Source organism: Pseudomonas sp. D8002 (genome assembly GCF_013385695.1).
Taxonomy (GTDB): Bacteria; Pseudomonadota; Gammaproteobacteria; order Pseudomonadales; family Pseudomonadaceae; genus Aquipseudomonas.
On record NZ_JACAPM010000051.1, the window covers coordinates 25,230 to 51,170 of the forward strand.

Genomic DNA, 25,941 nt, shown 5'->3' on the forward strand with positions numbered 1-25,941 from the left:
GACTCGTACGTATCACGTAGCAATCGAGGGGCAATGTTGATGGATTTGCTCAATGGCATGCGGGTGTTTGCCCGGGTTGTCGACACTGGCAGCTTTGCCGCAGCGGCCGAGGCGCTGGACCTGTCCGGGGCACACGTATCACGGTTGATCTGCGAGCTGGAAAAACACCTGCAGACCCGCCTGTTGCAACGCACCACCCGGCGCCTGGGCCTTACCGATTCGGGCGAGCGCTTTCTGTTGCGCTGTCGCGACATTCTTGAAGACGTCAGGGAAGCCACGGCAGAAGCCAGCGGCGCGCACCTCAACCCGCGCGGGCGATTGCGGGTGCATTGCATGAGCGGGTTGGGGGTGCTGATCACGCCGCTGATTGCCCGCTACAGCGAGCAATACCCGGACGTGTCCATCGAGTTGACCCTGTCCCAGCACAACCCGGACCCGCTTGAAGAGGGTCACGACGTGGTGATCTCCATCGCCCATTCGTTGCCGGATTCGGCGCTGGTCAGTCAGACGATCGGGCAGTTGTTCAGTGTGCCCTGTGCGGCACCGGGGTATCTGGCCCGGTACGGCGTGCCCGAGCATCCGCAGCAGTTGATGCAGCATCGACGGTTGCATCTGCAGGATTTCCAGGAGGATGCGTGGTTGTTCAAGGGGCAAGAGGGCGAGATTGCGATTTCGCCGGGTGACACCTTCAGGACCAATGTCGCGGATGCGATGGTCAAGGCGACGCAGGAAGGAATGGGCATCAGCTTGTTGCCGTTCTTCAGCGCCAACCCGGCGCTGCGCGAGGGCTCGTTGGTGCGGCTGTTGCCCGGATATCGGCTACGGGAGCGGAGCATTTTCGCGGTGTATCCATCAAGGCGCTTTCTGGATGCCAAGGTGCGGACGTGGGTCGGGTTTTTGCAGGCGCGATTGCCGGGGTTGTTGGCGGAGCAGTTGGCAGTGATTGAGGCACCTTGAGGCTAGCGCGTTGCCGTACGGCGAATGTAGCGCGCCGGCGACGAGCCCAGTGTCTTGCGAAACATGCTGATGAACGAACTGACCGACTCGTACCCCAGCGCCTCGGCGGTTCGTTGCACCGACTCGCCCTCGGCCAGGCTCTGCAAGGCCACGATGATTTGCCATTGTTTGCGCCATTGGCCAAAAGTCAGGCCTGTTTCGCTCTTGACCAGGCGGGCCAGGGAGCGCTCGCTCATGGCCACCTGGCGTGCCCACTGGGCCATGGTGCAACGGTTTGACGGGTCCTGGGCCAGGCCGCGGGCGATGAAGCGCAACTGCGTAGCAGCGGGGAGCGGCAGGTACAACTGCTCCGAAGGAGCCAGTTCCAGTTGTTCAAGGAGCACGCTCGCCACGCGCGAATTGGCAGAGGCAGGCGGATAATCCTGGGGCTGGGCGCTCAGGTGCAGGATCAACGCCAGGACCAGCGGCGAAAGCACCAGCGTGCAGCATTTCTCCGGTAGCGCGGCGGCGCCGGGCTCGACAAACAGATAGCCGATCCTGCCGTTGGCGGTCACCCGGTTGCTGTGGGCGATACCGCCCGGAATCCACACGCCGAAGCCCGACGGCACCATCCACACGCCATCCTCTACGGTACACACGATACCGCCGTGATATGCCACCACCAGTTGGCCTTTGCGGTGGCTGTGCACGGGGAATTCGGTGTCGTTGCGCTGGCTGCCGAGCATCAACGCGACGGCGGGCTGATCAAAACTGTCCAGTTCGAATTGATCAACGCCCTGGAGCTTCATCTCGCCCATGTTGCACCGTCTCGATTGACTGAAATTGATTATATCCTGGCAGCATACTCAATATCGGCACGACCTTGCAGTCCCTACCATCTTCATCAAGGCGATCAAGGTGATTGCCGACTGCGAGATTCAACCGATGCTCAGCGAAATCACGATTGCCCACCTCTACATTCCTCCGTTCTTGCTCTACGTCGGCGTTGCAGTCCTGGTGTACGCGCTACTGGAGCGGGCCCTGCGGCGCTGGCTGGATTGGGCCTGGCACCCCAGCCTGGCGCGTTTCTTTGTGTCGCTGATCGTGCTCTCGACCTTGGTTCTGAGCTTTTGAGGGCAGCGCGATGATCATCAAACACATCCTCAAGACCCTCGTCACCCTGGTGCTCGGGCTGGCCGCATTGCTGTTCTGCATGCAACTGTGGCGTGCCTATGAGTTGGCCCCCTGGACGCGGGACGGGCGTGTCAGCGCGCAAGTCATCCGTATTGCCCCCGAGGTGTCCGGCCAGGTCGAACACCTGCTGGTGGGCGACAACCAGTGGGTCGCCAAGGGCGCGTTGCTGTACCAGATCGATCGCAGCAGCTACTTGCTTGCCCAGCAACAGCGCACGGCCGAGCTTGCCGAGGCGCGCAGTGTTTTCGAGCAGCGCAGTGCACAGCTCAAACGCCGCAACCAGCTCGGCGATGCGATTGCGCGGGAGGAAACCGACAACGCAGCCCGGGACCTGGCGGTGGCCAGGGCGCGCCTGGATGCGGCCCGCAGCCAACTGGCCCATGCGCGGCTGGATCTGGACCGCACGACGATTCGTTCGCCGGTCGACGGCTATGTGACCCAGTTGCGGCTGCAGCCGGGTGACTACGCGGCAGCGGGCGAGACCAATATCTTTGTGGTCGATAGCCATAGCTTCTGGGTCACCGGTTACTTCGAGGAGACCAAGCTGGCTGGTGTTCGGGTGGGGGCTGTGACGTCCATCAAGCTGATGGGTTTTTCACCGCTGCTCGAAGGGCATGTGGCGAGCATTGGTCGGGGCATTGCCGACGGTAACGAGCTGCGCAGTAACAGTGGTTTGCCCCAGGTGGCGCCTACGTTCAGCTGGATACGCCTGGCCCAGCGCGTGCCCGTGCGGATTGAACTGGACAAGGTGCCGCCCGGTGTGGAGTTGGCGGCGGGGATGACCGCCAGCATCGAGGTTGCCGAGGAGGGCACGGCGCCGCGCTGGAGGCTGGTGCAATGGCTTCAGGCGTTCATGTGATGCTCCGTGCACTGCGCATGCTGGGGGCATGGGAAGCTGCTACCTCGGGCTATGTGCTGCGTAGTCTATTGGCGGCCTCATTGGCCCTGTGGCTGGGGTTCCAATTACACCTGGATTCGCCGTTCTCGGCCGCCTCAACCGTGTTGTTGCTGATCCATCCGCTGCAGGGGGCAGTGGTTGGCAAGGGCTTCCACCGGGCACTGGGCACCCTGGTGGGGTTGGCTGTGGCATTGGTCCTGACCAGCCTGTTCGCCCAGCAAATGCTGCTGTTTATCCTCGGGATCGGGGTATGGCTGGGCCTTTGTGTCGGCGCCATGACCGTGCTTCGGCACTACCAGGCCACGGCGGCGGTGGTCGCCGGCTACACCGTTTGCCTGGCCCTGGGGCCCGCCATCGTCGCGCCACAGCAAGGTTTCGAACATATCGTCGGGCGGGGCACGGCCGTTGTTCTGGGGGTGTTGAGCCTGAGCCTGGTGGCCACATTATTCAGCCGCAAGACCGTCGAGCGCACACTGACCATGGCACTTCGCGACGTCTCGTCGCGCACCCTGCGGTTATTGGCCGTGCGGTTTGACGGCGGGCCGGCGCGTGCGCAGGACCCGCTGGCCATCGATATCAGCAAAGTGGACGACCTTCTCGGGATTGGTCGGGGCGAGTCGGTGCTGATCCGCGCCAGGCTGGCGACCCTGCAGGCAGGACTTGCGTATCTGCATGCCGTGGTGCTCGACGAATGCGCGATACCTTCGCACGCTGGAATCGGCGCACAGTTGCGCCAGCTGGCTGAAGCCATGCCCGGGTTTTGCGTGGCGGCCGATCGTGTCCGGGAGCTGCAAGCCAGCCTTGAACCAGGCGCGAGCCAGCGGCGTCTGAATGAACCATTGGCCGAACTGGCCAGCGCCTTGTCGAGTTTTGCCTGCCTTGAGCGCGCGCCCCTGCCGCCGGCCCGCGCCGTGGGGTTTCACCGACACTACGGCGCTGCACTGCGTAACGGTGTGCGAGCGTTGCTGGCCACGCTGGCGACCGGTGCTGTCTGGTACCTCACCGGCTGGGACCAGGGGCCAACCTTGCTGGCCGTACTGGGTCCGTTCTGCACCTTGCTGGCCACCAGCGCGGCGCCCGAGCAAGGCATTGCGAGCCTTGCCAGGGGAACCTTCTACGCAATCCTGGCAGCGGCGGGGTGCAAGTTCCTGCTGTTGCCGCACATCAGCGGGTTCGGGTTGCTCACGGTGGTGCTGGTTGCGTTCTGGGCGGTCGGGATTCATGCCACGACCCGGCCGCGCCATGCCCTGCAAGGCGTCGCCTACCTGATTACGTTCAACACCCTGGTCGGCACCGCCGGGACCGCCCAATACGACTTCGCTGACTTCGCGAATCAAGCCCTGGCCTGGATGGTGACGCTTGCTATCTGCCTGCTGGCCTTCCAGTTGCTGCCGGGGAAACCCGCCAGCCACGCCGACGTCCTGAGGACCGCGCTGCACAAAGACACGCGCCGGTTGCTGCGTCACGGGCACCGCATGGATCTTCTGAAGTGGCAGGCCACGCAACAGCACCGGATGGTTGCCCTGCAAGCGCTGTCGGGCGCCGATGAGGCCGGTGCCGTCTCGCTTCAACTGGGTCGACAGTTAAGGTTGCTGCACCGCAAGACACGCGACCTGAAGCCTGATTCATCAATCGCCAGGTGTGTGCAAGCGGGCGACCGGCGTATTGCCAGATATGCCTTCGATTCAGCGATCAGCGCGGCCCAGGCCCGGCGTACGTCGAGATCACTGATCCGCCTTGGTGCCCGCGACCTGGCTGCTTGTTACCGGGATTTGGCGGGGTTGCTCGACCAATACCAGCGTGTCGATATCCGAACCAGTTTCAGCTAAAACAACGAAGGTGAGATGAAATGAAGCAACTCCTTATCTGGACGCTTTTCGGGATGATCGTGTCTGTGCCAATGGCGGTGCAGGCATCGGACGGGGCTGAGGCGCTGGCCCGCTGGCAACAGCAATTCAAACAAGAGCAAAAAAAGCTCGCCGAGCACCGGGCGCCTGGCCGTGATTCAAGGCACAAGGCCGATCGCCAGCGATGAGCCGGTTCCCGGGGAATTGCAATCTATTCGGAGCGAAGTGACGAGTTCGGTGTGATGCCCGGCGGTGCTGTTGCTTTATAGGCTGTCCGGGTCGCCGAAGAACATCTGAATCCGCGACCTTAACCACCTTTCCCCCGGGTCATTGTCCTGGGACCCACGCCACGCCATGTGCAATTCAAAGGTGCGCACCGGCAGTGGCGGCTCCTCAGCCCGCAAGCCACCCGCTGAAGTCAACGCTTCAGCGGCATAGTCCGGCACGGTCGCGACAATATCGGTGCCCGCCAGCAACGTCCCCAGCCCATTGAACTGCGGCACAGCCAGCACGACATGGCGCTTGCGGCCCAATTTTTCCAGTTCTTCATCCAGAAACCCGCTCAAATCCCCGGCAAACGACACCAGAGCATGGGGCCGGGCGCAGAAGTCATCCAGGCTCATGGAGCCCGGCATGCTGTCGGCTCGCAACAGCATCGGCTTGCTGCGGCGCAGGACTTTGCGTTTGGCGTTGGCCGGCAAATCGGTGGTGTAGCTCACGCCGATGGAGATTTCGCCGGAGGCCAGCAGGCCGGGCATCAGGATGTAGTTGACGCGGCGCACTACCAGCACAATGCCGGGGGCTTCGGCCCGCAGGCGCTTGAGCAGCAGCGGCAGCAGGGCGAATTCGACGTCGTCCGACAGGCCGATGCGGAATACCGCGGTGCTGGTGGCCGGGTCGAATTCGGAGGCGCGGCTGACGGCCGTGGAAATCGAGTCCAGGGCCGGGGAGAGCAGGGCGAAGATTTCTACCGCACGGGCCGAGGGCTCCATGCTGCGTCCGGTACGCACGAACAACGGGTCGTCGAACAGGCCGCGCAGGCGTGACAGGGCTGCGCTGATGGCCGGCTGGCCAAGGAACAGTTTCTCGGCAGCGCGGGTCACACTGCGCTCATGCATCAAGGTTTCGAATACGATCAACAGGTTGAGGTCGACACGACGCAGGTCGTTACGGTTCATCTTGTGTCCCAGGCGGCGTCAGTAAACTTGACGGGAGCGGTCATATAAGAACAATGACCGGCATGAATCTTACGGGGAAAGGCTGGTACTCTGCACCGGCTAATTCAGTTTTCCTACATGGCTTGGCACCTTTTCCGTATGTGCGGAATCAATGACAGGCATGTCGACTATTAACGGCGACCGGTGGTCTTGCCCCGAAAGCCCAGATAGAGTTCATGGCAATAGAGGTTACTTTGACGAGGTTTGCGATGTCCCGCACGATCCGTTTTCACAAGTTTGGTCCGGCCGAGGTGCTCAAATGCGAAGAGCATGCAGCCGCTAAGCCCGCACCGGGCGAAGTGCAGGTGCGCGTCGAGGCGATTGGCATCAGCTGGTACGACATTCTGTGGCGCCAGAACCTGGCGTCGTCCCATGCCCGCTTGCCTTCCGGCCTTGGCCATGAAATGGCCGGCGTGGTTGTGGCCGTTGGCGAGGGTGTCGACGACCTGGCGGTGGGTGACAAGGTCGCCAGCTTCCCGGCCGAGAGCCCGAATGACTACCCGGTGTACGGCGAACAGATCGTCCTGCCGCGCTCGGCGCTGACCCGCTACCCGGATGTCCTGAGCCCGATCGAAGCCAGCGTGCACTACACGCCGCTGCTGATTGCCTACTTTGCGTACATGGACCTGGCGCGGGTCAAACCCGGGCAATTCGCCCTGGTAACGGACGCCAGCCACTGTGCCGGCCCATCGTTCGTGCAACTGGGCAAAGCCCTGGGTGTGCGGGTGATTGCTGCGACCAAGACCAGTGATGAGCGCGAATACCTGCTGTCCCTCGGGGCCGAGAAGGTCATCGTCACCGAAGAGCAGGACCTGCTGATGCAAGTCAACAAGTTCACCGACAACCGCGGCGTAGACGTGGTGTTCGATGGCTTGGGTGGCCCGCAGATGTCGTTGCTGGGTGATGTGCTGGCGCCGCGTGGCAGCCTGGTGCTGTACGGCCTGCAAGGTGGCAACCAGACGCCATTCCCGGCCTGCGCGGCGTTCCAGAAGAACATTCAGTTCTTTGTGCACTGCATCGGCAACTTCACCGGCAAACCGGAACTGGGCATCATCCAGGACCAGGTGGCCTTGCAGCGAGCCCTGCGTGACATCAACCAACTGACCGCCGACAAGGTGCTGGTACCGCTGAAAACCACGGTATTTCCGTTCAGCCAGTTCGTTGAAGCGCACCGCTATATGGACGAATGTCCGTGCCGTGAACGGGTTGCCTTGCAGGTAGAAACTGTTTGATCTGTGGGAATATTCTCAAGCGAGTATTCCTGCCCCCGGGCGCATGGGGCAAATGCGCCATTTGACAGGACTTAACCTGCCCACCGCTTGAATCGGGATTTCAGCACTTCAGCCCGATAAACCAGATGTATGCCCCTGACGCCGCCCTGAATCCCAGCGCGGCGTTGTCGTGTCTGCACACTCGATACCCCATGCAAGCCCCCATCTGAACCGGTTTTAGCCGGCGTTCTGTATCTGTTAATCATTATTCAAGTGCCGATAATTGCCCCGTCACTTTTATCTCAAGGATTGAGCAATGATTGAATATATGAAATCACCCCGTACATCCGTCAAGCCCAATAATGTTTCCCATGGCTGTTTTGCCGGAACATCAATATTGAAGTGGGTTATGTCGGATGCTTCTCTAGTTTGTAAGTTAAAGCAGCGTAGGAAGTTGTCAGAGCGTTCCTAAGACTTTCGGTTTGGGCTGCGTGCCCCTTGGCTTGGCGCCTTTTCGGGACTGGAAGCCCCCAAAGGCAGGCTTGGCAGGTAGGGCCCGGTGCTAATCTCCATTGAATGTCACATGTTGTAACGCCCCTACAGAAACAACAGGTCAGGCAAATGCCGTCAACAATTGCCCGAAACTGATATTTCAACTCAGGTAGTAGAACTATGAGCGCTATTCACGAACAAGCCATGAACTATGTCTATCAACAAGTATTGCAACGCTTGATAGGGCATTTCTCTCGAACAGAACGTACCTCGCTCCAGTTATTGATTCAACGAATCGTGGTAGCGGCAGGCGGCATGGAGCGGATCGGTGAATACAAGGTGCTGGTCGCTCACGGCGCAGGCGCCGGCAGCAGCTATGTCCTGGCGTTGTTGCGCGCAGCCCAGCTGACGCTTGCAGGCCGGGCGCCGCGGACGTTTCAACTGCGGGTCGCGACCTTGCGCCATGCCGGCATGTCGCAAAATGCCCTGGACACGCTGCATCGCGGCTACAGCGCGCTGTTCATGCATGACGATGCGCGTGTTGAATTGCTGATGGTCGAGAATCAGGAAGTCTTGCCGTTCAACCACCTGCGGCCGGCCTCCAGTGCGGCGCGCGATACCAGCCGGCGCAATATGCTGATGGTGGGGCACCTGACCTCGGGAGATCTTCGCCAAACCCTGTGCAACGACGCCTACCTGGCCCTCGGTGACTTTTACCAGCGCGTCACCACCTGCAATGGGGGCGTGCACGCGCTGGTCAGCGGTGACTCCGCGCGCAAGCAGCGGGAGTACCTGGCGTGGCTGAAGAAGGCTGCGCTGGCGAGCGGTGCAGAGATCCCGCCGCGCCAGCCCCTGGTGCTCAGCGGGCTGTTCGCGCGCATGGATGAGTGGAGCAACGCCTATTACTGCGACCTTTACGGCGAGCGTTACGCCGTCGCCGATAAGTCCGACACGGACAACCATCGCCACTTGGCCTATATCGGCGCTGCCGACCTTAAGGACGCGGCCGAATACTCCTCCGGGCCGCTGTTGCGTCAGTTCATGGGCTATGAACCGGACGAGTTTGGCTTTCATTTCAGCCACGCGAGCTATGCGAACCCGTTGCTGATGGCCCATCTGCGGGGCCTGCAGGCCGAGTGCCTGCGGGAACTGGATTACGAGGAGGGCGCACAGGGCTTCATGCAGCAGGCCGCGCTGTTCATGCGGCGCAAGCAGATTCCCGAACACCTGATTGCCCAGGCAGCGACCCAGGATGGCCGAGCGCTGGCGGCCGACTACGCCCAGGCGATGTTCCGATTGGATGAAAGCCAACTGAACTGCCTGATGTTTTCGCCGTTTATCCGTCACGGCGAGCGCCTCGAAAGCTTTTTGCGCCAATGCCACCCCGGCATGCTGGTGGCGCTCCCCGAGCTGCACAAGGCGCTGCAAGGCAAGCCGGTGGCCGAGATGCTGGTGCAATGGGCCATCGACACCAGCGGGTTGCCGATCGACCTGCTGCAACATCTCTATCGCAAGCGGCCCGCCACCGGCGTGCCGGGCATGGCCGAGACGCCACAGCAAGGTGCGCCCGCCCTGGCAGCCTACCAACTGGCGGGGCGTTAAGCGGGTGGCGGCGGGTGACCAGCGATGAACCTCAGGGACGACCGGCAAACCGACTTCGCCTACCAGGCGGTGTATCGCTACATGATCAACCTCATCGGCGAGGTGAGCACGGATGCCCGGGTAAAACTGCCATCATTGCGGCAGCTGGCGGAGCGCCTGAATGTGTCGATCTCGACCATTCAATACGCTTACTCGTTGCTCGAGAAGGAGGGCCGGGTGTACTCGGTGCCCAAGTCGGGCTACTACGCCTGGCCGGTATTGAATAGACCGCCAGGCAGCAGCGGTGGCGACCTGCTGGAGCGCCTCTATGCCAGTGCGCGACGCCCGGGAATGCGCGTGCTCAGCGCCGATGAGCCGGCACTTGCGGCGTCACTGGACGCAGCGCTGTTGCTGCTCGAGCGCGAACTGTTGCGGCATTACCCGCATCATCTGCAGCCATGGTCGCAGCCCTGTGGTGTGTGGGAACTGCGGGCGACGCTCGCGGCGCGCTATACCTCGTCGCCGACCCGTTGCTGGCAGGCGGACGAGGTATACATCGGCGCCGACTTGCGCGGGGTACTGGAAATCCTGATCGAGGTGCTGGGTCTCAAGGACGCTGCGATCATCGTCGAATCCCCGTGTGACTGGCTGATCCTGCGGTTGTTGCAGGGGGCAGGCGTGAGGGTTCTCGAATTGCCATTCACGGCGGACGACGGCCTGGACCTGGCGTTGTTCGAGCAATTGCTCAGCACCGAGCCGGTGCAGCTGGCGTTGCTGTCATCCGGTGTCAGCCTGCCGTCCGGCGTAGTCCTGTCCACCCATGACCGCCTGCAGCTAGTGCGATTGCTGGACCAGCATGGCTGTTGGTTGTTAGAAAATGACAGCCATGGTGACCTCGGATTCGGGCAGCCAATCACCGCGTTACGGGACCTGGCCAATCCCGAGCGGCTGATGGTGTTTTCCACGTTCGAGAAGATGCTCGGGCCGGAAGCGCCGTTTGGCTATTTGCTGTCGCGCCACCTCAGCGGCGAGCTGCAGCGCCAGTTCCTGTTGCGCGCATTCCGGTTGTCCTCTATCCGCCAGCGCGCGATTGCGCGGCTCTATCAAAGCGGGCGCATCGACCAGCATCTGCGGGAGTTGCGACCGCAACTCAAAGAGCAGGCCCGGCTCATGGGCCTGCGGCTGGACACGCATCTGGGCAACCAGGTGAGCTACCGAATGCCTGCCGCTGGCGCGACCTTCTGGTTGCGCTCAGAGGCCCCGGTGGATATGCGCCAGGTGTTCCAGCGCCTGCTCACCCGGCAGGTGGTGATTGCGCCGGGGGAGTTGTTCAGCCTCAGTGGCCTGCACTGCCAGCATCTGCGGCTGAGCCATGCCGTTGACGGCGCCCATAACCTGGAGAATGCCCTGGATGAGCTGGCTCTGGCGCTCAGGCAGGCACAGACCGGCGCTGAATGAAATTTCGCTGATTGCTGTAGGATTTATAACGTCGCGGAGCAGTCCAAGTCCCAGTAAACTGCACTTTTTTCCGAATCCTTCTCTTTCCGAGGTTTATGCATGACTCTCAGTCCTTTTGCGGGCAAGCCGGCACCAGCTCAATTGCTGGTAGACATCCCGCGACTGGTAACGGCCTATTACACCGGCCAGCCTGATGCAGCGATCTCCACCCAGCGCGTCGCCTTTGGTACCTCCGGGCACCGCGGCAGCTCGTTCGACCTCAGCTTCAATGAATGGCACGTGCTTGCCATCAGCCAGGCCATTTGCCTGTACCGTGAAGCCCAGGGCATCAACGGCCCGCTGTTTGTCGGCCTCGACACCCACGCGTTGTCCACCCCGGCCGGCGCCAGTGCGCTGGAAGTGCTGGCCGCCAATGGCGTGCACGTGATGCTCGCCGAAGGCGATGAGTACACCCCGACACCGGCGATTTCCCACGCCATCATTTGCTACAACCGCGGCCGCACCAGTGGTTTGGCCGACGGCATCGTGATCACGCCGTCCCACAACCCGCCACAAAGCGGCGGCTACAAGTACAACCCGCCCAACGGCGGCCCGGCCGACACCCACATCACCAAGTGGATCGAAGCCAAGGCTAACGAACTGCTGGCCAATAAGCTGGCCGGGGTCAAGCGCATCACCCATGCCCAGGCGCTGAAGGCCGACACCACTCATCGCCACGACTACCTCAACACCTACGTGGCCGATCTGGTCAACGTCATCGACTTCGATGCCATCCGCAACGCTGGCTTGCGCCTGGGCGTCGATCCGCTGGGCGGAGCAGGGGTGCGTTACTGGTCGGCCATCGCCGAGCATCACCGCCTGAACCTCGACGTGGTGAACACCGAAGTGGATTCGACCTTCCGCTTCATGAGCGTCGACTGGGACGGCCAGATCCGCATGGACCCGTCCTCCAGCTACGCCATGCAGGGGTTGATCGGCCTCAAGGACCGTTATGACGTGGCCTTCGCCTGCGACCCGGACCACGACCGCCATGGCATCGTGACGCCGTCCGGTGGCTTGCTGGCGCCGAACAACTACCTGGCCGTGTCCATCGACTACCTGTTCCAGAACCGCCCCGAATGGCGCGCTGATGCTGCGGTGGGCAAGACCGTGGTCAGCAGCGGCTTGATTGATCGCGTGGCCAAGCGCATTGGCCGTCGCCTGTACGAAGTGCCGGTGGGCTTCAAGTGGTTTGCCGATGGCCTGTTCGACGGTTCGCTGGGTTTTGGTGGCGAAGAAAGTGCCGGCGCCTCGTTCCTGCGCAAGGACGGCAGCGTGTGGAGCACTGACAAGGACGGTTTGATCCCGGCGCTGCTGGCGGCGGAAATGACCTCGCGCAAAGGCCAGGACCCAAGCCAGATTTATCGCGGGCTGACCGATGCACTGGGTGAGCCGTTCGCCATTCGCGTGGATGCCAAGGCGACTCCGGCGCAGAAGGCCTTGCTGGGCAAGCTGTCGCCAGACCAGGTGACGTCCACGCAGTTGGCGGGGGAAAGCATCCAGCAGATCCTCAGCCACGCGCCGGGCAATGACCAGGCGATCGGCGGGCTGAAAGTCATGACTGAAAACGGCTGGTTCGCCGCACGGCCATCGGGCACCGAGGACATCTACAAGATCTACGCAGAGAGCTTTATCGGCGAAGATCACCTCAAGCAACTGGTGGAAGAGGCCCAGGTGTTGGTGGACGGGGCGATCTCGGCTAACTGATACCAAAGTGACTGATTAACCTGTGGCGAGGGAGCTTGCTCCCGCCGGACTGCGCAGCAGTCCCATTTTTGGGCGCGCTTCGCACCCCAGCGGGAGCAAGCTCCCTCACCACATTCAAGCTCGGTCAGGCGAGGTCGACCAAGACGATCTCGCTGTCCTCAACCGCTGTCACCCGCAGTACCTGCTCATCCTCAACCGCCACACCGTCTCGAGCTTGTGCACGCAAGCCATTGACTTCAATCACCCCGGTGGCCGGTACCAGGTACGCCCGGCGTCCGTTGTCCAGCCGATACTCGGCACTTTCACCGGCTTTCAGGTTTGCCGCTACCAAGCGTGCATCGGCCCGAATCCGCAGGCTTTCGCTGTCTCCGGCCTTGCCACTGGCCAGGGTCACAAACCCTTCGCGGTCACCCTTCGGAAACGGCTTAGCGCCCCACGACGGCGGCAAACCGGCCTCATTGGGAATGATCCAGATCTGGAAAATCTTGGTCGGCGTAGCTTCCAGGTTGTACTCGCTGTGGGCGATCCCGGTGCCGGCGCTCATTACCTGGACGTCGCCGGCCTCGGTGCGGCCCTGGTTGCCCAGGTTGTCGGCATGGCTGATGGCGCCTTCACGCACATAGGTGATGATTTCCATGTCCCGGTGCGGGTGCTGCGGGAAGCCGGTGCCCGGTGCGATGAGGTCATCGTTCCACACCCGCAGGTTGCCCCAGTGCATGCGCTTGGGGTCATGGTATTCGGCAAACGAGAAGTGGTGGTGAGCGTCCAGCCAACCGTGATTGGCGCCGCCCAGGGTGTTGAAAGGTCGAAGTTCAAGCATGATCGTCTCCTGTGGATGGGAGCCATCATCCAGCAGCGCCAGATCGATAAAAAGCGTAAAAAATGCTGGATTCCTATCGAATGCTTCGATGCCGATGCTCAGGACTTGTCTTCACTTCATCGCCTAACTGCATGAGCGCAAAGCAATTGGCTGGAACTGTGGGGCATTTGCGGCGACCATAGGGCTCTTGTCCGAGTTAAAGCATCGCAGGAGTCCGCGTGCCGCAACACACCCCCGATCTGCCTCCCGAACTGCGGCCACTGGCCGAAATGCCCCTGTTGAAACGGCTCGCCGCCCGATTATTCGGTCACGGCCTGACGCGCCTGCGGGCACAGCACCGTTTCTCATGGCTGCATGGCCAGGCCGACGGCTTTCGCAGTGGCCACACGGCCGGCGTGGAGTATGGCTATAAGGAAGGCAAGGCGGATGGTATCGAAGAAGGCCGCCAGGTCCTGCTGATTCGTGACTTCCGGCCGGATGAGCACACTGCGCCGGGTGTTGACGACAATCTGTTCGATGATTGGCGCCTGCCGCTGACCGCCGAGTTGAAAAAACGCATCAAGGCTGATGTGGCGCGCCTGCTGCCGGCCCATGCCCAGCCGAGTGCGGCGCAATGGAAGATGATTTTCAGCGATACGCCGTCCACCTCGGTGATCGCCGGCGCCGGCGCGGGTAAATCCACCTCGCTGGTGCTGCGTATCCTGCTGCTGACCCATTACCTGGGCTTCGAGCTGAGCTCGATGACGGTGGTGACCTTCACCCGTGAGTCGCGCAAGGACTTCATCAATAAGCTCATGGAAATTCTCGCCTTGTGGGGCCAACCCCTTGGTATGAAAGACGCGCAAGCGGTGGTGCGGACCTTTCACTCACGCATCCTGCCAATGGTGCGCAGCCTGCCGGGCCTTGAACGGCTGCAGGCGTTCGAGAACCTCAATGCGCGGACCGAAGCGGGTTTTGATGAGGCCGACAGCAACCCCTTCGAATTGCGGATCAACGACGCCCAGCGCCAGCAACTGAATGCCTGCTATCACCGGCTGCATGGCCGCCATGAACGCTTCCGCGAACTGATCGCTCCGCTCGCGCGCCATGCCCTGCAACTCAAGGAGCTGGAGCGCGATCACCCGGACGTGCAAAAACGCGTGGCGGTGACCGAACTGGCGGCCAAGCGCGATGAAGAACTCTGCGATGTGATCGAAGACCTGTGGTTTCGTGCCGGCGCCTGGCCGATCAAGGGCATCGAGCCCAATCGCCAGACGTTCGATATCAACGGCGCGAAGTTTCACTGCCATGGCTACATTGCCGAACTGGATGCCTGGGTCGTACTGGGCTTCGACCCGCGGGAAAATGCCCAGGTCAGTCGACCCGGGTCCAAGCTGTCAGTACGTGCCGAATGGGCGGTAAAGCGAACCCTATTTCAAGCTTTCTGCCGTAAACCATTGATATGGCTAGAAAGCTACGAGTCTTCCAAGCGGCTTTTAAGCAGCCTGGCAGGTGACGCAACAGCGGGCCCGGGCTTCGATTACAAGGTCAAGGGCGAGCTGGGTTCGGCACCGTTGCTGGACAGCTTTGTTGCCGCCGCCGGGTTCATCGAGAACCTCGGGCTGGATGTGCCCACCGCCGTGGGCAAGATGAGTTTTGCCAAGGATGATCCAGACCGTTTTTACTTCGAGGCACTGAGCATTTTCTGGAAGGCCCTCGAGGATCACTTGCTGGACCAGTCGCCACCGGTCATGACCTACAACCGGATGTTCTCGCTGTTTGGCGAAAACACCCCGGAGAACCTGAAGTTGCTCAGCGACCCGCTGCTACGGCCGATGTCGCACCTGATGATCGACGAATTCCAGGACGTATCGCCGCAGATCGTCTCGTGGATCCGGGCCAGCCTGCGGGAGATCCGCAGCCGTGGGCCGGCCATGCACGTGGGGCGTGGGGCCCAGTGCTCTTCGCTGTTGTGCGTGGGCGATGACTGGCAGTCGATCTATGGCTGGCGTGGCAGTTCGCCCAAGTATTTCATGGAGTTCAACAAGGAGTTCCCGTCACCCACGACCACCCGGGTGATGCTGGGCGAGAACTACCGCAGCCATCAGCACGTGATCGATGCTGCCGAGCACATCGTGCGGGCGGCCCCGGCCATCAGCGGCAAGAAAGCCAAGGCCAGTGGAGCCGCGAAGGAGTTGGTGCCGGTCACGGTGCGTGACCGTGACGATGCGGCGCTGGGCCAACAACTGCTGGCGCACTATCAAAAGGGTGACTCGGTGTTAATGCTGTATCGAAAAAGCAGCGATAAGTCATTGATGCAAGAGCATATTAAATCGGTAGTTAATGTGGATTCTAGCTTGCCGTACGGCAGCCGCCGGCTCAAGCAACTGACTTATCACAGCGCCAAGGGCCTGCAGGCGGATGCGGTATTCCTGCTGGGTGACTGCCAACACTTGACCAGTTCGCCGTACAAGAACCAGGTCTACCGCATGGCAGGACTGGGCAAGGACGGCGATACCGAAGCTTACGACAGCGCGCAGAAAGACGAAGTGCTGCGCCTGGCCTACGTGGGCATTACCCGGGCGGTGAGCCATTGCTATTGGTATGTCGACGGCCAGGATGGCCAAGGGGTGAATGTGCCAAAGGCTTCGGACCGGGTTGCCGGGGACAAACCGTTTTTTGACGACCAGCGCATCAGCAAATCATAAGGGGTGACGTTGAATCCTGTGGTGAGGGAGCTTGCTGTGGCGAGGGAGCTTGCTCCCGCTGGAGTGCGCAGCGCTCCCAGGATTTTGGGGCTGCTACGCAACCCAGCGGGAGCAAGCTCCCTCGCCACAGGATACCTGCGTTGCCAGATCAAGCCCGCAGCGACAGCGGCGGCACAAACGACTCCAGTTCATCCTCAACCGCCTCGATGATCCGCTCTACGTCCGCAGCGTTCATCACCGTGGCGCAAGGGATACCGGCAATTGCAATCAGGGTTTCTCCGCTGGCGCGGTCGAACAGGCGGGCGATCATACTGCCGGGAGCATCCATGCTCGCCTCAAAGCCCATGGGATGAAAGTGCCAGCGCATCAACTGGCAGGCGTTGGGGAATGTCACTTTGTTCATGTTGCCCACCTTGTTCATTGAGCGCTTCCTTTAGCTCGCTGCAGGGGCGCCATGACCGTCACTGGTCCTGGCCGTCGTGAGCACTAAAAATAGCATTCGTTCGCATCGGGCATGGGAGTTTTTTCGTCCCGTCCGGCAGTTGTTTTCAATAACGTTGATATGGGTCACGTGCTGCGTGGTATTAAGCGAAAGGCCATTAGTCGGAAATATCAAATGGCCGTTGAGCGGGTACGGGCAGTTGGGCAAGCTGCCTCTTTTTTTCACCGGCGTAGAGCGCTCAATGCAAGACATCATTCCGGATGACTCCCAGAAAACCCAAGCTACGGCCAAGCTGGTACTGCGTCACCATCTGTGCTGGCGGGATCGGGACCTGGATGGAGTGATGTCGTACTACCATCCGGACATCCAGTACCACGATTTCTTCCAGAACCGCGTGGTGGGTGCCGGCGAGCTGCGCGAATACCTGCAAGCCAGCATGCCCCGTGGCGCCGACGAAGCGATCGAACATACCGACCGCATCCGCGCCGACGGCGACACCGCGTTCATCCAATACCGCATCACCTTGCGTGGCGGCCAGGGCCTGGTGTCGTTTCGCACCAGCGAAGCGATTACCGTGCGCGATGGCTTGATCTGGCGGGTCAACGAGTACGCCTCCCTGGTACACGAGCAGTCTGCCAGCCGCCGCGAGACCACACGCCCGACCGTCAGCCGCCTGGGCCTGTCGCCGCAGCAACTGAGCTACATGGCCAACGACCTGCAACAGTACTTCGAGCGCCAGCAACCCTATCTGGACCCCGAGCTGGACCTGCAACGGGTGGCGAAGGAGTGCGGGTACAGCCGCAATCAGATTTCCTACCTGTTGAACCAGGTGCTGGGGCAAAGTTTTTATCGCTACGTCAACCAGGCACGCCTCCAGCATTTGCTGGCTGCACTGGAAATGGCCGCGCCGCCGATCCGCATCGACGAACTGGCGTTTGCCGCCGGCTTCAATTCGACGTCGGCGTTCTACAGCAGCTTCCGCCAGCACACCGGCCAGTCGCCAAAGGCCTACGTCAAACAAATTTCCCTGCGTGCACGCGCGCAAGACAGCCCCTGAGGCCAGGCTCTAGGATCACTGCCATCGAAGTGTGGTGGTGGAGCTTGGCATGCCTGCATGGCGCAATATCAGTTTATGGATGGACCAGCTGGACGAGCCGCTGCTGGCACGCGCGTCCCTGGAGCAGGACCTGGACGTCAACGTGGCCATCATCGGCGCCGGCTACACCGGGCTCTGGACCGCGTATTACCTGAAGCGCCAGGCGCCCGAGCTGAAAATCGCAATCATCGAGGCGCAAACCGCCGGGTTCGGTGCCTCGGGCCGTAACGGCGGCTGGCTGATGGGCAATCTGCTGGGAGAGGACCGCCTGTTGGCCGGCCTGACCCCGGAACAGCGCCGGGCCTCGTTCGACCTGCTGCACGCCATCCCCGACGAAGTCGCGCAAGTGATCGAGCGCGAAGGCATTGACTGCGACTACCGCAAGGGTGGTGTGCTGTATTGCGCCGCGCGCTACCCCGAACAGGAAGCCACCCTGCGTGCGTACCTGGCCAAACTTCACAGCCAGGGCCTGACCGACGACGATTACCGTTGGCTTGGCCCGCAACAACTGGCCGAGCAGATCCGTATCGCCAAGCCTTATGGCGGCATCTATGCACCCCACGTTGCCACGATTCACCCGGCCAAGCTGGTGCGCGGCCTGGCGCGGTTGGTGGAGCGGATGGGCGTCAAGATCTACGAAAACAGTCCCGTCACTCATTGGCAGTCCGGCAGCCTGCGCACGGACAAAGCCTCGGTGCGCGCCTCCTGGGTGGTGCCGGCGGTGGAAGGGTATGCCACCACGCTGGCTCCGCTGGGGCGCTATCAGTTGCCGGTGCAAAGCCTGATCGTTGCCACCGAGCCGTTGCCGGCCAGCACCTGGGACGAGATCGGCCTGAATCGTGGCCAGGCGTTCGGCGAGAGCAGCCGGCAAGTGACTTACGGCCAGCGTTCGGCGGACAACCGCCTGGTGTTCGGCGCTCGCGGGGGTTATCAGTTTGCCGGCAAGTTGCGGCACAACTTCGAGCTCACCGACAGCGAAGTCGAACTGCGTCGCTACCTGTTCGGCGAACTGTTCCCGCAGCTCAAGAAAGTCCGGATCACCCACGCCTGGGGCGGCAACCTGGGCATGTCCCGGCGCTTCAAGCCGCACATGCTCTGCGATCACGCGGCAGGCATCGCCCTGGCCGGTGGTTACGGCGGCGAGGGCGTAGGCGCCAGCAACCTCGGTGGCCGCACCCTGGCGGACTTGATCCTGGGGCTCGATACGCCGTTGGTTCGCCAGCCATGGGTGATTCATCCGGGCCGGCTGGACGGGCTCAAGGCCTGGGAACCGGAACCCTGCCGCTGGCTGGGCTACAACGCGATCATCCGCAGTTTTGTGCATGAGGACCAGGTGTTGGCCAACCCCAATACCGCCCCGTGGCGCCGCAAACTGGCCAGCGGGGTTGCCGGGTTCATGGAAGGTTTCATGCACTAAGTCGTTTCAATCACCACAGGTATGAACATGAGCATTACCCAGTTCAAAGACACACTCAGCGCCCATTTGCCGGACTCCTCGCCCGTCGCCGTGCCACTGGGCACACCGGTCGCGGTGGCCTCGACCTTGAGCGTGGAACGTAGCGACGGCGTCGAAACCGGCATCTGGGAATGCACGCCCGGGCGCTGGCGCCGGCAGATCAAAGCCCAGGAGTTTTGCCACTTTATCCAGGGACGCTGCACCTTCACCCCCGACAACGGGGAAATGCTCCACATAGAAGCCGGCGACGCACTGATGTTGCCGGCCAACAGCACCGGTATCTGGGACATCCAGGAAACCGTGCGCAAGACCTATGTATTGATCCTCTGATTCTTTGATCTTTGATCGCCTGCCATAAAAACAGCCCTAAAACCGCCAGGAAATCGAACCATGAGACCCATTGCCCTGTTGCCGCTGGTATTCGTCGCCACCCTCAGCCAAGCCGCCGAGACGGTGAAGATCTACAACTGGTCGGACTATATCGCCCCCGACACCACCAGGAACTTCCAGAAAGAAACCGGCATCGGTTTCACCTACGACGTGTACGACAGCAACGAAACCCTCGACGGCAAGTTGATGACCGGCAAATCCGGCTATGACGTGGTGTTCCCCTCCAACCACTTCATGGCCCGGCAGATCCAGGGCGGGGCGCTGAAGAAACTCGACAAGAGCCAGTTGCCCAACTGGAAGAACCTCAACCCGGTGCTGCTCAAGGCCCTGGAAAACAACGACCCGGGCAACGCCCACGGCTTCCCGTACCTGTGGGGCAGCACCGGTATCGGCTACAACATCGACAAGGTCAAGGCGGTACTCGGCGACAACGCCCCAGTGGATTCCTGGGACCTGATCTTCAAGCCCGAGAACATGCAAAAACTGCAGAAGTGTGGCGTCGCCATCCTCGACAACGGCCCGGAACTGCTGCCCGCGGCCCTCAACTACCTGGGCCTGCCGCACCACAGCAAAAAGGCGGAAGACTACAAAAAGGCCGAGGACCTGCTGATGAAAGTGCGGCCATACGTGGCGTATTTCCATTCCTCGAAATACACCGCCGACCTGGCCAATGGTGACATCTGCGTGGCCGTCGGCTTCTCCGGCGACATCCTCCAGGCCGAAAGCCGCGCCAAGGAAGCCAAGAATGGCGTGAATATCGGCTACAACATTCCCAAGGAAGGCGCCGCCATCTGGTTCGACATGGTCGCCATGCCCGCCGATGCCCCGGATGAAAAAGCCGGCTATGCCTTCATGAACTACCTGCTGCGCCCGGAAGTGATGGCCAGCATCACCAACTACGTGCACTACGCCAACGGCAATGCCGCGGCGGACAGCCTGGTGGACCCGGCAATCAAGAGCGACACCAAGGTGTACCCAAGTCCGGAAATGATGGGCAAGTTGTTCGCACTGGAAGCAATGCCACTGAACATCGACCGGATTCGTACGCGGGTGTGGAACACCATTCGTACCGGGCGTTGATGATCGTTCCCACGCTCCGCGTGGGAATGCATCCTGTGACGCTCCGCGTCACGACTTCAAAAGCGCATGCGGAGCGTCCAGGGCGGCGTTCCCACGCCGCGGAATCAAGGATTCTCCAAGTCATGCCCCAACGACTGGATAAACAACGAAAACAGCTCCGGCTGCGACGAGATATCCAGCTTGGCATACAGGTGCCGGCGGTGAACCTTGACCGTATCCGGCGAGATATTCAGCCGTTCGGCCATGGCTTTTGACGAAAACCCGCGCAACACCAATCGCGCTATTTCCAGCTCCCGTTCCGACAACACGCCACAGCCGAAATGACTCAACGCGTCCCGTATCTGGCTGGCCATTTCCGCCGGCGCGGCCACTCGCTGGGTGCTTTGCTGCCAATGCTGCTGCATCAACGGCAACACCCAGGCCGCGAGCATGGTCATCAACCCCGTTTCCTCGCCGGTAAACAACCGCTGCATTCCCAACGACAGCGATAACGTCCCCGCACCCGGCAATTGCAGGATGAATTGCACCTCGTCTTCCAGCACGTTGTCGTGGAAGTAATTGAGGAAGTATTCACTCTGGCGAAAATGATCCGGCGCCACTTCCTCAAGGCGGTACACGCCACTGGCATACCCCTCGCGACACGCCTGGAAAAACGGGTCCAACAGGTACAAGCCATTCAGATAAACCAGCATCGACGCCGGTTTGCTGCTCGGTTGTGCGTCATATTCTTCCAGCGCTTCGGGCGGGCCATCGGCGGGGTAGAAGATCGCCAGGGCATTGTCGAAGGGCAGGCATTGGTGCAGCAACAGCACCAGTTGCTTCCAGAAACGCCCGGTGCCGATCTGTGCGACGGTACGCCCCAGGCCCGCGTGCATGCCGACTTCCCTGAACAGGCTCATGTGCAGCTCCACGCTAAGGATTCAGGCCGCAAGGGTTCGACTTTTGCCCGGCGGCGTCAAGGGGAGTACTCCAATAGGGGAATTGGCCGATCTACACAGAGTGTTTAAGTTGGCCGTCAGTCAGCGGGGAACATACCCTGCGCCGCTTCACCTTTTCGTTTCTGCCTCAAACCAAGAACAATCAAGAGGATAACGATATGAGTGCTCCTTCCACGCCCGACGGCGTGCTGAAACCCACCCTGAGCGTATTCGATGTAGTGGCCATCACCGTCTCGGCGGTCACCCCGGCCAGTTCAGTGTTCGTGATTGCGCCGTTTGCCATCCAGCAGGCCGGCAGCGGGGTGTTCCTGGCCTTTGTGATGGCCGCCTTGCTCGCGCTGATGTTCGCCTTTTGCTACGCCGAACTCGGGCGTGCCCACAACAGCGCCGGCGGCGAATACGTGTATGCCAAGCGGGTGTTCGGCGGCATGGCCGGCTACGCGACGTTCCTCACGGTACTGGTGATGCTGCTGTTTATCCCGCCGGTACTGGCCACCGGGGCGGCGACTTACCTGAATAACGCCCTCGGCACCCAATTCGATTCGCAAACCGTGGCCCTGGTGATTGTGGTGTGCAGCTACGCCCTGGGCATCCTCAATATCAAGCTGAATGCCTGGATCACCGGCACCTGCCTGCTGCTGGAAGTGGCGGCGTTGCTGGTGATCGTGTTTATCGGCTTCGGCAACCCGGTGCAGCCGGTCAGCGTGCTGTTGCAACCGCAAATCGTCGAGAACGGCGTGCTGCACCTGGCGCCCTGGGCGCTGGTCATCGGCGCGGTGGGCATCGGCCTGTTCTCGTTCAATGGCTACGGTCCCGCCGTATTGCTGGCCGAAGACATGAAGTGCGGCGGCAGGGGCGTGCACAAGGCAGTGTTGTGGTCCCTGGGCCTGGTGGTGGTCATCGAGCTGGTGCCGATCACCGCCTTGCTGATCGGTGCGCCATCCCTCAGCGCGATGATCAGCAGCCCCGACCCGATCGGCTACCTGCTGACCAGCCACGGTAACGAAACCCTGTCGCGGCTGGTCAGCGCCGGGATCTTCCTGTCGGTATTCAACGCCATCGTCGCCATCGTCATCCAGATTGGCCGGGTGGTGTTCAGCAGCGGCCGCGATGCGCTGTGGACACCCACCATCAACAAACTCTTCACCCGGATTCATCCACGCTGGGATTCCCCGTGGTTGGCTACGCTGTTCCTGGCGGTCCCTTCGGCATTGCTCAGCTTCAGCTCCAACCTGGCGGACCTGACGTCTTTCAGCGTGCTGCTGATCATGCTGGTGTACCTGATCGTGGCGTTGAGCGCGTTGATGAGCCGGGTGTTGCTGCGTGACCGCGAGCACCCGTATCGCATGCCGTTGTGGCCGGTGCCGGCCTTGCTGGCGGTGCTGGGTGCCGGCTACCTGTTGGTGACCCTGGCGATTGCCGCCTCGGTTCGCGACATCATGATTATCATCGGCCTGTTGGCACTGTCGGTGATCCTGTATTGCATCAGTGGCCGGTTGAGTCCGGCGTTTCAGAAATTGTAAGGAGTGGTTATGCGTGCACGTCAATTGGGCATCACCTTGGGACTGGGTACGCCCGGTGAGTTGAATGCCATCACCGACGTTCCAGGGGTTCGGGTCGGCCACAGTACGATCAAGAGCCGCATCGACGGCAAACAGGTACGTACCGGCGTGACGGCGATCCAGCCCCGGGCCGGTGCCGCGCGGTATCAGCCATGTTTTGCCGGCTACCACGTGCTCAACGGCAATGGCGACGCCACGGGGCTTGAGTGGATCAGCGAATCGGGGTTGCTGACCACGCCGCTGGCGATCACCAACACCCACAGCATCGGGATTGTGCGCGACACGCTGATCGCCCTGGAGCGCGAAAGCCTCGAAGACCCCGCCGTGTACTGGTGCATGCCGGTGGTGATGGAAACCTACGACGGCTTGCTCAACGATATCTGGGGCCAGCACGTCGGCCCGGAGCATGTGCGCGAGGCGCTGGCCAACGCCGAGTCCGGGCCGGTGGCGGAGGGCGCCGTGGGCGGCGGCACCGGGATGATCTGCCATGAGTTCAAGGGGGGCATCGGTACCGCGTCACGGCGCTTGCCGGCGGAGCAGGGTGGCTGGACCGTCGGTGTGCTGGTGCAGGCCAACCATGGCAAGCGTCAGGAACTGCGCGTGGATGGTTACCCGGTAGGCCGGCAATTGATGGACATCCCGTCACCCTTTGCCGATCGCGGCACACCCGGCATGGGCTCCATCGTGGTGATCATCGCCACCGATGCGCCGTTGCTGCCCCATCAATGCCAGCGCCTGGCACAACGCGCGTCCATCGGGATTGCGCGCACGGGTGGCGGTACCGAGGACTCCAGCGGGGACCTGTTCCTGGCGTTCGCCACCGGCAATCAGGATTTGCCGGTGGCCGACTACGGGCGCAAGGGCTCGCCCCTCAGCACAGCCCTGCAAATGGTCAATAACGACCACATTTCACCGCTGTTCAGCGCGGCGGCGGAGGCCGTGGAAGAGGCGATCATTAATGCCATAGTGGCCGGCGAAGACATGACCACCGACCAGGGTGTGCGGGTGCCCGCGCTGGATGCCCACACGCTCCTGCAGGCATTGCGCCAAACCGGCTGGCGCGGCCAGTAAGTAAACTAAGTCTTGTCCCGGTAATACGGGACAAACACTTAAATAGTGGCTATTCAATACTAACAATGACACGGTGACACTTTCTTAGTGCACCTCAGTCAATACTTTGGATCCATTCGTGGCTAAATGTCTTTAGGAGTATTTAATATTTAAATAGCTGGATTTTAATAACGCGCTATTTACCAGTGTTTGCAGGTTTTGTTCACCGGCCCAACTTTATCCTTGGATAAAAACCGCTGGACGAATGATTTCAGGTTGTGTCAGTTTTCTTTCGCCTTCAAAAGGGGCGAGTGATCGGACTTACTCGCCAGAGTGGGTCCGGTCGGACAAAAACTGTTCCACTTGCAAACAAGGAAGTACGTTTATGTCAAAAGTAAAAGACAAAGCTATTGTGTCGGCGGCTCAAGCAAGTACCGCTTACACCCAGATCGATAGCTTTAGCCATCAATACGACCGCGGTGGCAACCTCACGGTCAATGGCAAACCGTCGTTCACCGTTGACCAGGCCGCCGACCACCTGCTGCGTGAGAACGCCGCGTACCGGGACGTGGATGGCAACGGCAAGATCGATCTCACCTACACCTTCCTGACTTCGGCTTCGAACGCGACCATGAACAAGCATGGGATCACCGGGTTCAGCCAGTTCAACACCCAGCAGAAAGCACAGGCCGTACTGGCCATGCAATCCTGGGCCGATGTGGCCAATGTCACCTTCACCGAGAAAGCCTCGGGCGGTGACTTCCACATGACCTTCGGCAACTACAGCGGCGGCCAGGACGGCGCAGCGGCCTTTGCCTACCTGCCAGGCACCAACGCCAAGTACAACGAAAGCGGCCTTGACGGCACTTCCTGGTACCTGACGAACAACAGCTACACGCCGAACAAGACCCCGGACCTGAACAACTATGGCCGGCAGACCCTGACCCACGAAATCGGCCACACCCTGGGCCTGGACCACCCTGGCGACTACAACGCCGGGACCGGCAACCCTTCGTACAAAGACGCGGACTATGGACAGGACACGCGTGGCTACAGCGTCATGAGTTACTGGAGCGAGAGCAACACCAACCAGAACTTCAGCAAAGGCGGGGTAGAAGCCTACTCGTCCGGCCCGCTGATCGACGACATCGCCGCGATCCAGAAGCTCTACGGCGCCAACTACAACACCCGTGCCGGTGACACCACCTACGGCTTCAACTCCAACACCGGGCGTGATTTCCTCAGCGCCACTTCATCGGCCGACAAGCTGGTGTTCTCGGTATGGGACGGTGGCGGCAACGACACCCTGGACTTCTCCGGTTTTACCCAGAACCAGAAGATCAACCTCAATGAAACCTCGTTCTCCGACGTTGGCGGCCTGGTGGGCAACGTTTCCATCGCCAAGGGTGTGACCGTGGAGAACGCCATCGGCGGTTCGGGCAACGACCTGCTGATCGGTAACGCAGCCGCCAACGTCCTCAAGGGCGGTGCCGGCAACGACATCATCTTCGGCGGCGGCGGTGCAGACCAGCTGTGGGGCGGCTCAGGCAACGACACCTTCGTGTTCGGCGCCAGCTCCGACTCCAAGCCGGGTGCGGCCGACAAGATCTTCGACTTCACCTCGGGTTCCGACAAGATCGACCTCACCGGCATCACCAAAGGTGCAGGCCTGACCTTCGTCAACGCGTTTACCGGTCATGCCGGCGACGCGGTGCTGTCCTACGCTTCGGGTACCAACCTGGGCACATTGGCCGTGGACTTCTCCGGGCACGGCGTGGCGGATTTCCTCGTCACCACCGTTGGCCAGGCAGCCGTCAGCGACATCGTGGCCTGATACACG

22 protein-coding genes are annotated in these 25,941 nt (G+C 61.3%); 17 read left to right on the forward strand and 5 right to left on the reverse strand.

Annotated elements, in window-relative coordinates:
- Positions 1-39: 39 nt before the first annotated feature.
- Positions 40-957 carry a LysR family transcriptional regulator gene (locus HX807_RS27350; RefSeq protein ID WP_177040585.1) on the forward strand — a complete coding sequence of 306 codons (918 nt, stop codon included), beginning with the start codon at positions 40-42 and terminating at the stop codon, positions 955-957.
- A gap of 2 nt (positions 958-959) precedes the next feature.
- Here HX807_RS27350 and HX807_RS27355 read toward each other — a convergent pair whose 3' ends face one another.
- Positions 960-1,754: a helix-turn-helix domain-containing protein gene (locus tag HX807_RS27355; protein WP_003217152.1), complete on the reverse strand. Its 795-nt coding sequence runs from the start codon at positions 1,752-1,754 to the stop codon at positions 960-962.
- A 127-nt stretch (positions 1,755-1,881) separates the two neighbouring features.
- On the opposite strand from HX807_RS27355, the gene HX807_RS27360 reads away from it, so the two are divergent.
- Genes HX807_RS27360 through HX807_RS27375 form a run of 4 tightly spaced genes read left to right on the forward strand, consistent with a single transcriptional unit; the run spans position 1,882 to position 5,063 of the window.
- Positions 1,882-2,070 carry a DUF1656 domain-containing protein gene (locus tag HX807_RS27360; protein WP_177051719.1) on the forward strand — a complete coding sequence of 63 codons (189 nt, stop codon included), beginning with the start codon at positions 1,882-1,884 and terminating at the stop codon, positions 2,068-2,070.
- 10 nt (positions 2,071-2,080) lie between these two features.
- Positions 2,081-2,989, forward strand: coding sequence for an HlyD family secretion protein (locus HX807_RS27365; RefSeq protein WP_177051665.1), 909 nt, complete (start codon positions 2,081-2,083; stop codon positions 2,987-2,989).
- Entirely contained in the window at positions 2,989-4,857 is a 1,869-nt protein-coding gene (locus HX807_RS27370) for an FUSC family protein (RefSeq protein WP_177051667.1), read from the forward strand. The genes HX807_RS27365 and HX807_RS27370 overlap by 1 nt, the downstream gene beginning before the upstream one ends.
- Before the next feature lie 20 nt (positions 4,858-4,877).
- Positions 4,878-5,063, forward strand: coding sequence for a hypothetical protein (locus tag HX807_RS27375; protein ID WP_177051669.1), 186 nt, complete (start codon positions 4,878-4,880; stop codon positions 5,061-5,063).
- A gap of 75 nt (positions 5,064-5,138) precedes the next feature.
- Here HX807_RS27375 and HX807_RS27380 read toward each other — a convergent pair whose 3' ends face one another.
- Positions 5,139-6,053 (reverse strand): LysR family transcriptional regulator, encoded by a 915-nt coding sequence (locus HX807_RS27380; protein ID WP_003217142.1) that lies wholly within the window; start codon positions 6,051-6,053, stop codon positions 5,139-5,141.
- A gap of 248 nt (positions 6,054-6,301) precedes the next feature.
- On the opposite strand from HX807_RS27380, the gene HX807_RS27385 reads away from it, so the two are divergent.
- From HX807_RS27385 to pgm, 4 genes are all read left to right on the forward strand, one after another.
- The gene (locus tag HX807_RS27385; protein ID WP_003217140.1) at positions 6,302-7,324 is read left to right on the forward strand and encodes a zinc-dependent alcohol dehydrogenase family protein; all 1,023 of its coding nucleotides are present in this window, start codon (positions 6,302-6,304) and stop codon (positions 7,322-7,324) included.
- Between the two features lie 651 nt (positions 7,325-7,975).
- The gene (locus tag HX807_RS27390) at positions 7,976-9,397 is read left to right on the forward strand and encodes a hypothetical protein (protein WP_177051671.1); all 1,422 of its coding nucleotides are present in this window, start codon (positions 7,976-7,978) and stop codon (positions 9,395-9,397) included.
- Positions 9,398-9,421: 24 nt separating this feature from the next.
- Positions 9,422-10,834, forward strand: a complete 1,413-nt coding sequence (locus HX807_RS27395; protein WP_177051673.1) for a PLP-dependent aminotransferase family protein — start codon at positions 9,422-9,424, stop codon at positions 10,832-10,834.
- Between the two features lie 99 nt (positions 10,835-10,933).
- Positions 10,934-12,580 carry a phosphoglucomutase (alpha-D-glucose-1,6-bisphosphate-dependent) gene (pgm, locus tag HX807_RS27400; RefSeq protein WP_087694418.1) on the forward strand — a complete coding sequence of 549 codons (1,647 nt, stop codon included), beginning with the start codon at positions 10,934-10,936 and terminating at the stop codon, positions 12,578-12,580.
- Between the two features lie 124 nt (positions 12,581-12,704).
- On the opposite strand, the gene HX807_RS27405 is transcribed toward pgm, so the two are convergent.
- Positions 12,705-13,400 (reverse strand): pirin family protein, encoded by a 696-nt coding sequence (locus HX807_RS27405; RefSeq protein WP_003217133.1) that lies wholly within the window; start codon positions 13,398-13,400, stop codon positions 12,705-12,707.
- A gap of 218 nt (positions 13,401-13,618) precedes the next feature.
- Here HX807_RS27405 and HX807_RS27410 point away from each other — a divergent pair, with 218 nt between their 5' ends.
- Positions 13,619-16,087 carry a UvrD-helicase domain-containing protein gene (locus HX807_RS27410; RefSeq protein WP_134326667.1) on the forward strand — a complete coding sequence of 823 codons (2,469 nt, stop codon included), beginning with the start codon at positions 13,619-13,621 and terminating at the stop codon, positions 16,085-16,087.
- A 148-nt stretch (positions 16,088-16,235) separates the two neighbouring features.
- Here the strand turns inward: HX807_RS27410 and HX807_RS27415 are convergent, their stop codons facing one another.
- Positions 16,236-16,508: a DUF1652 domain-containing protein gene (locus HX807_RS27415; RefSeq protein ID WP_003217129.1), complete on the reverse strand. Its 273-nt coding sequence runs from the start codon at positions 16,506-16,508 to the stop codon at positions 16,236-16,238.
- A 262-nt stretch (positions 16,509-16,770) separates the two neighbouring features.
- Here HX807_RS27415 and HX807_RS27420 point away from each other — a divergent pair, with 262 nt between their 5' ends.
- The 4 genes from HX807_RS27420 to HX807_RS27435 are packed head-to-tail and all read left to right on the forward strand — an operon-like array spanning position 16,771 to position 20,551.
- On the forward strand, positions 16,771-17,586 hold the full coding sequence (locus tag HX807_RS27420; RefSeq protein WP_003217127.1) for an AraC family transcriptional regulator: 816 nt from the start codon (positions 16,771-16,773) through the stop codon (positions 17,584-17,586).
- 49 nt (positions 17,587-17,635) lie between these two features.
- A complete protein-coding gene (locus HX807_RS27425; RefSeq protein WP_003217124.1) occupies positions 17,636-19,042 on the forward strand; it encodes an FAD-binding oxidoreductase in 1,407 nt (468 codons plus the stop codon).
- Positions 19,043-19,069: 27 nt separating this feature from the next.
- Positions 19,070-19,411 carry a cupin domain-containing protein gene (locus HX807_RS27430; protein ID WP_003217122.1) on the forward strand — a complete coding sequence of 114 codons (342 nt, stop codon included), beginning with the start codon at positions 19,070-19,072 and terminating at the stop codon, positions 19,409-19,411.
- 60 nt (positions 19,412-19,471) lie between these two features.
- Positions 19,472-20,551, forward strand: a complete 1,080-nt coding sequence (locus HX807_RS27435) for a polyamine ABC transporter substrate-binding protein (protein WP_003217120.1) — start codon at positions 19,472-19,474, stop codon at positions 20,549-20,551.
- A gap of 104 nt (positions 20,552-20,655) precedes the next feature.
- Here HX807_RS27435 and HX807_RS27440 read toward each other — a convergent pair whose 3' ends face one another.
- The gene (locus tag HX807_RS27440; RefSeq protein WP_008433783.1) at positions 20,656-21,450 is read right to left on the reverse strand and encodes a helix-turn-helix transcriptional regulator; all 795 of its coding nucleotides are present in this window, start codon (positions 21,448-21,450) and stop codon (positions 20,656-20,658) included.
- 197 nt (positions 21,451-21,647) lie between these two features.
- Between HX807_RS27440 and HX807_RS27445 the strand changes: the two genes are divergently transcribed.
- The 3 genes from HX807_RS27445 to HX807_RS27455 all read left to right on the forward strand — a co-directional run bounded on the left by HX807_RS27445 (position 21,648) and on the right by HX807_RS27455 (position 25,935).
- A complete protein-coding gene (locus tag HX807_RS27445; protein ID WP_003217116.1) occupies positions 21,648-23,012 on the forward strand; it encodes an APC family permease in 1,365 nt (454 codons plus the stop codon).
- A 9-nt stretch (positions 23,013-23,021) separates the two neighbouring features.
- On the forward strand, positions 23,022-24,122 hold the full coding sequence (locus tag HX807_RS27450; protein ID WP_177051675.1) for a P1 family peptidase: 1,101 nt from the start codon (positions 23,022-23,024) through the stop codon (positions 24,120-24,122).
- Between the two features lie 364 nt (positions 24,123-24,486).
- Positions 24,487-25,935 carry a serralysin family metalloprotease gene (locus tag HX807_RS27455; protein WP_003217113.1) on the forward strand — a complete coding sequence of 483 codons (1,449 nt, stop codon included), beginning with the start codon at positions 24,487-24,489 and terminating at the stop codon, positions 25,933-25,935.
- The last annotated feature ends 6 nt before the right edge of the window (positions 25,936-25,941 follow it).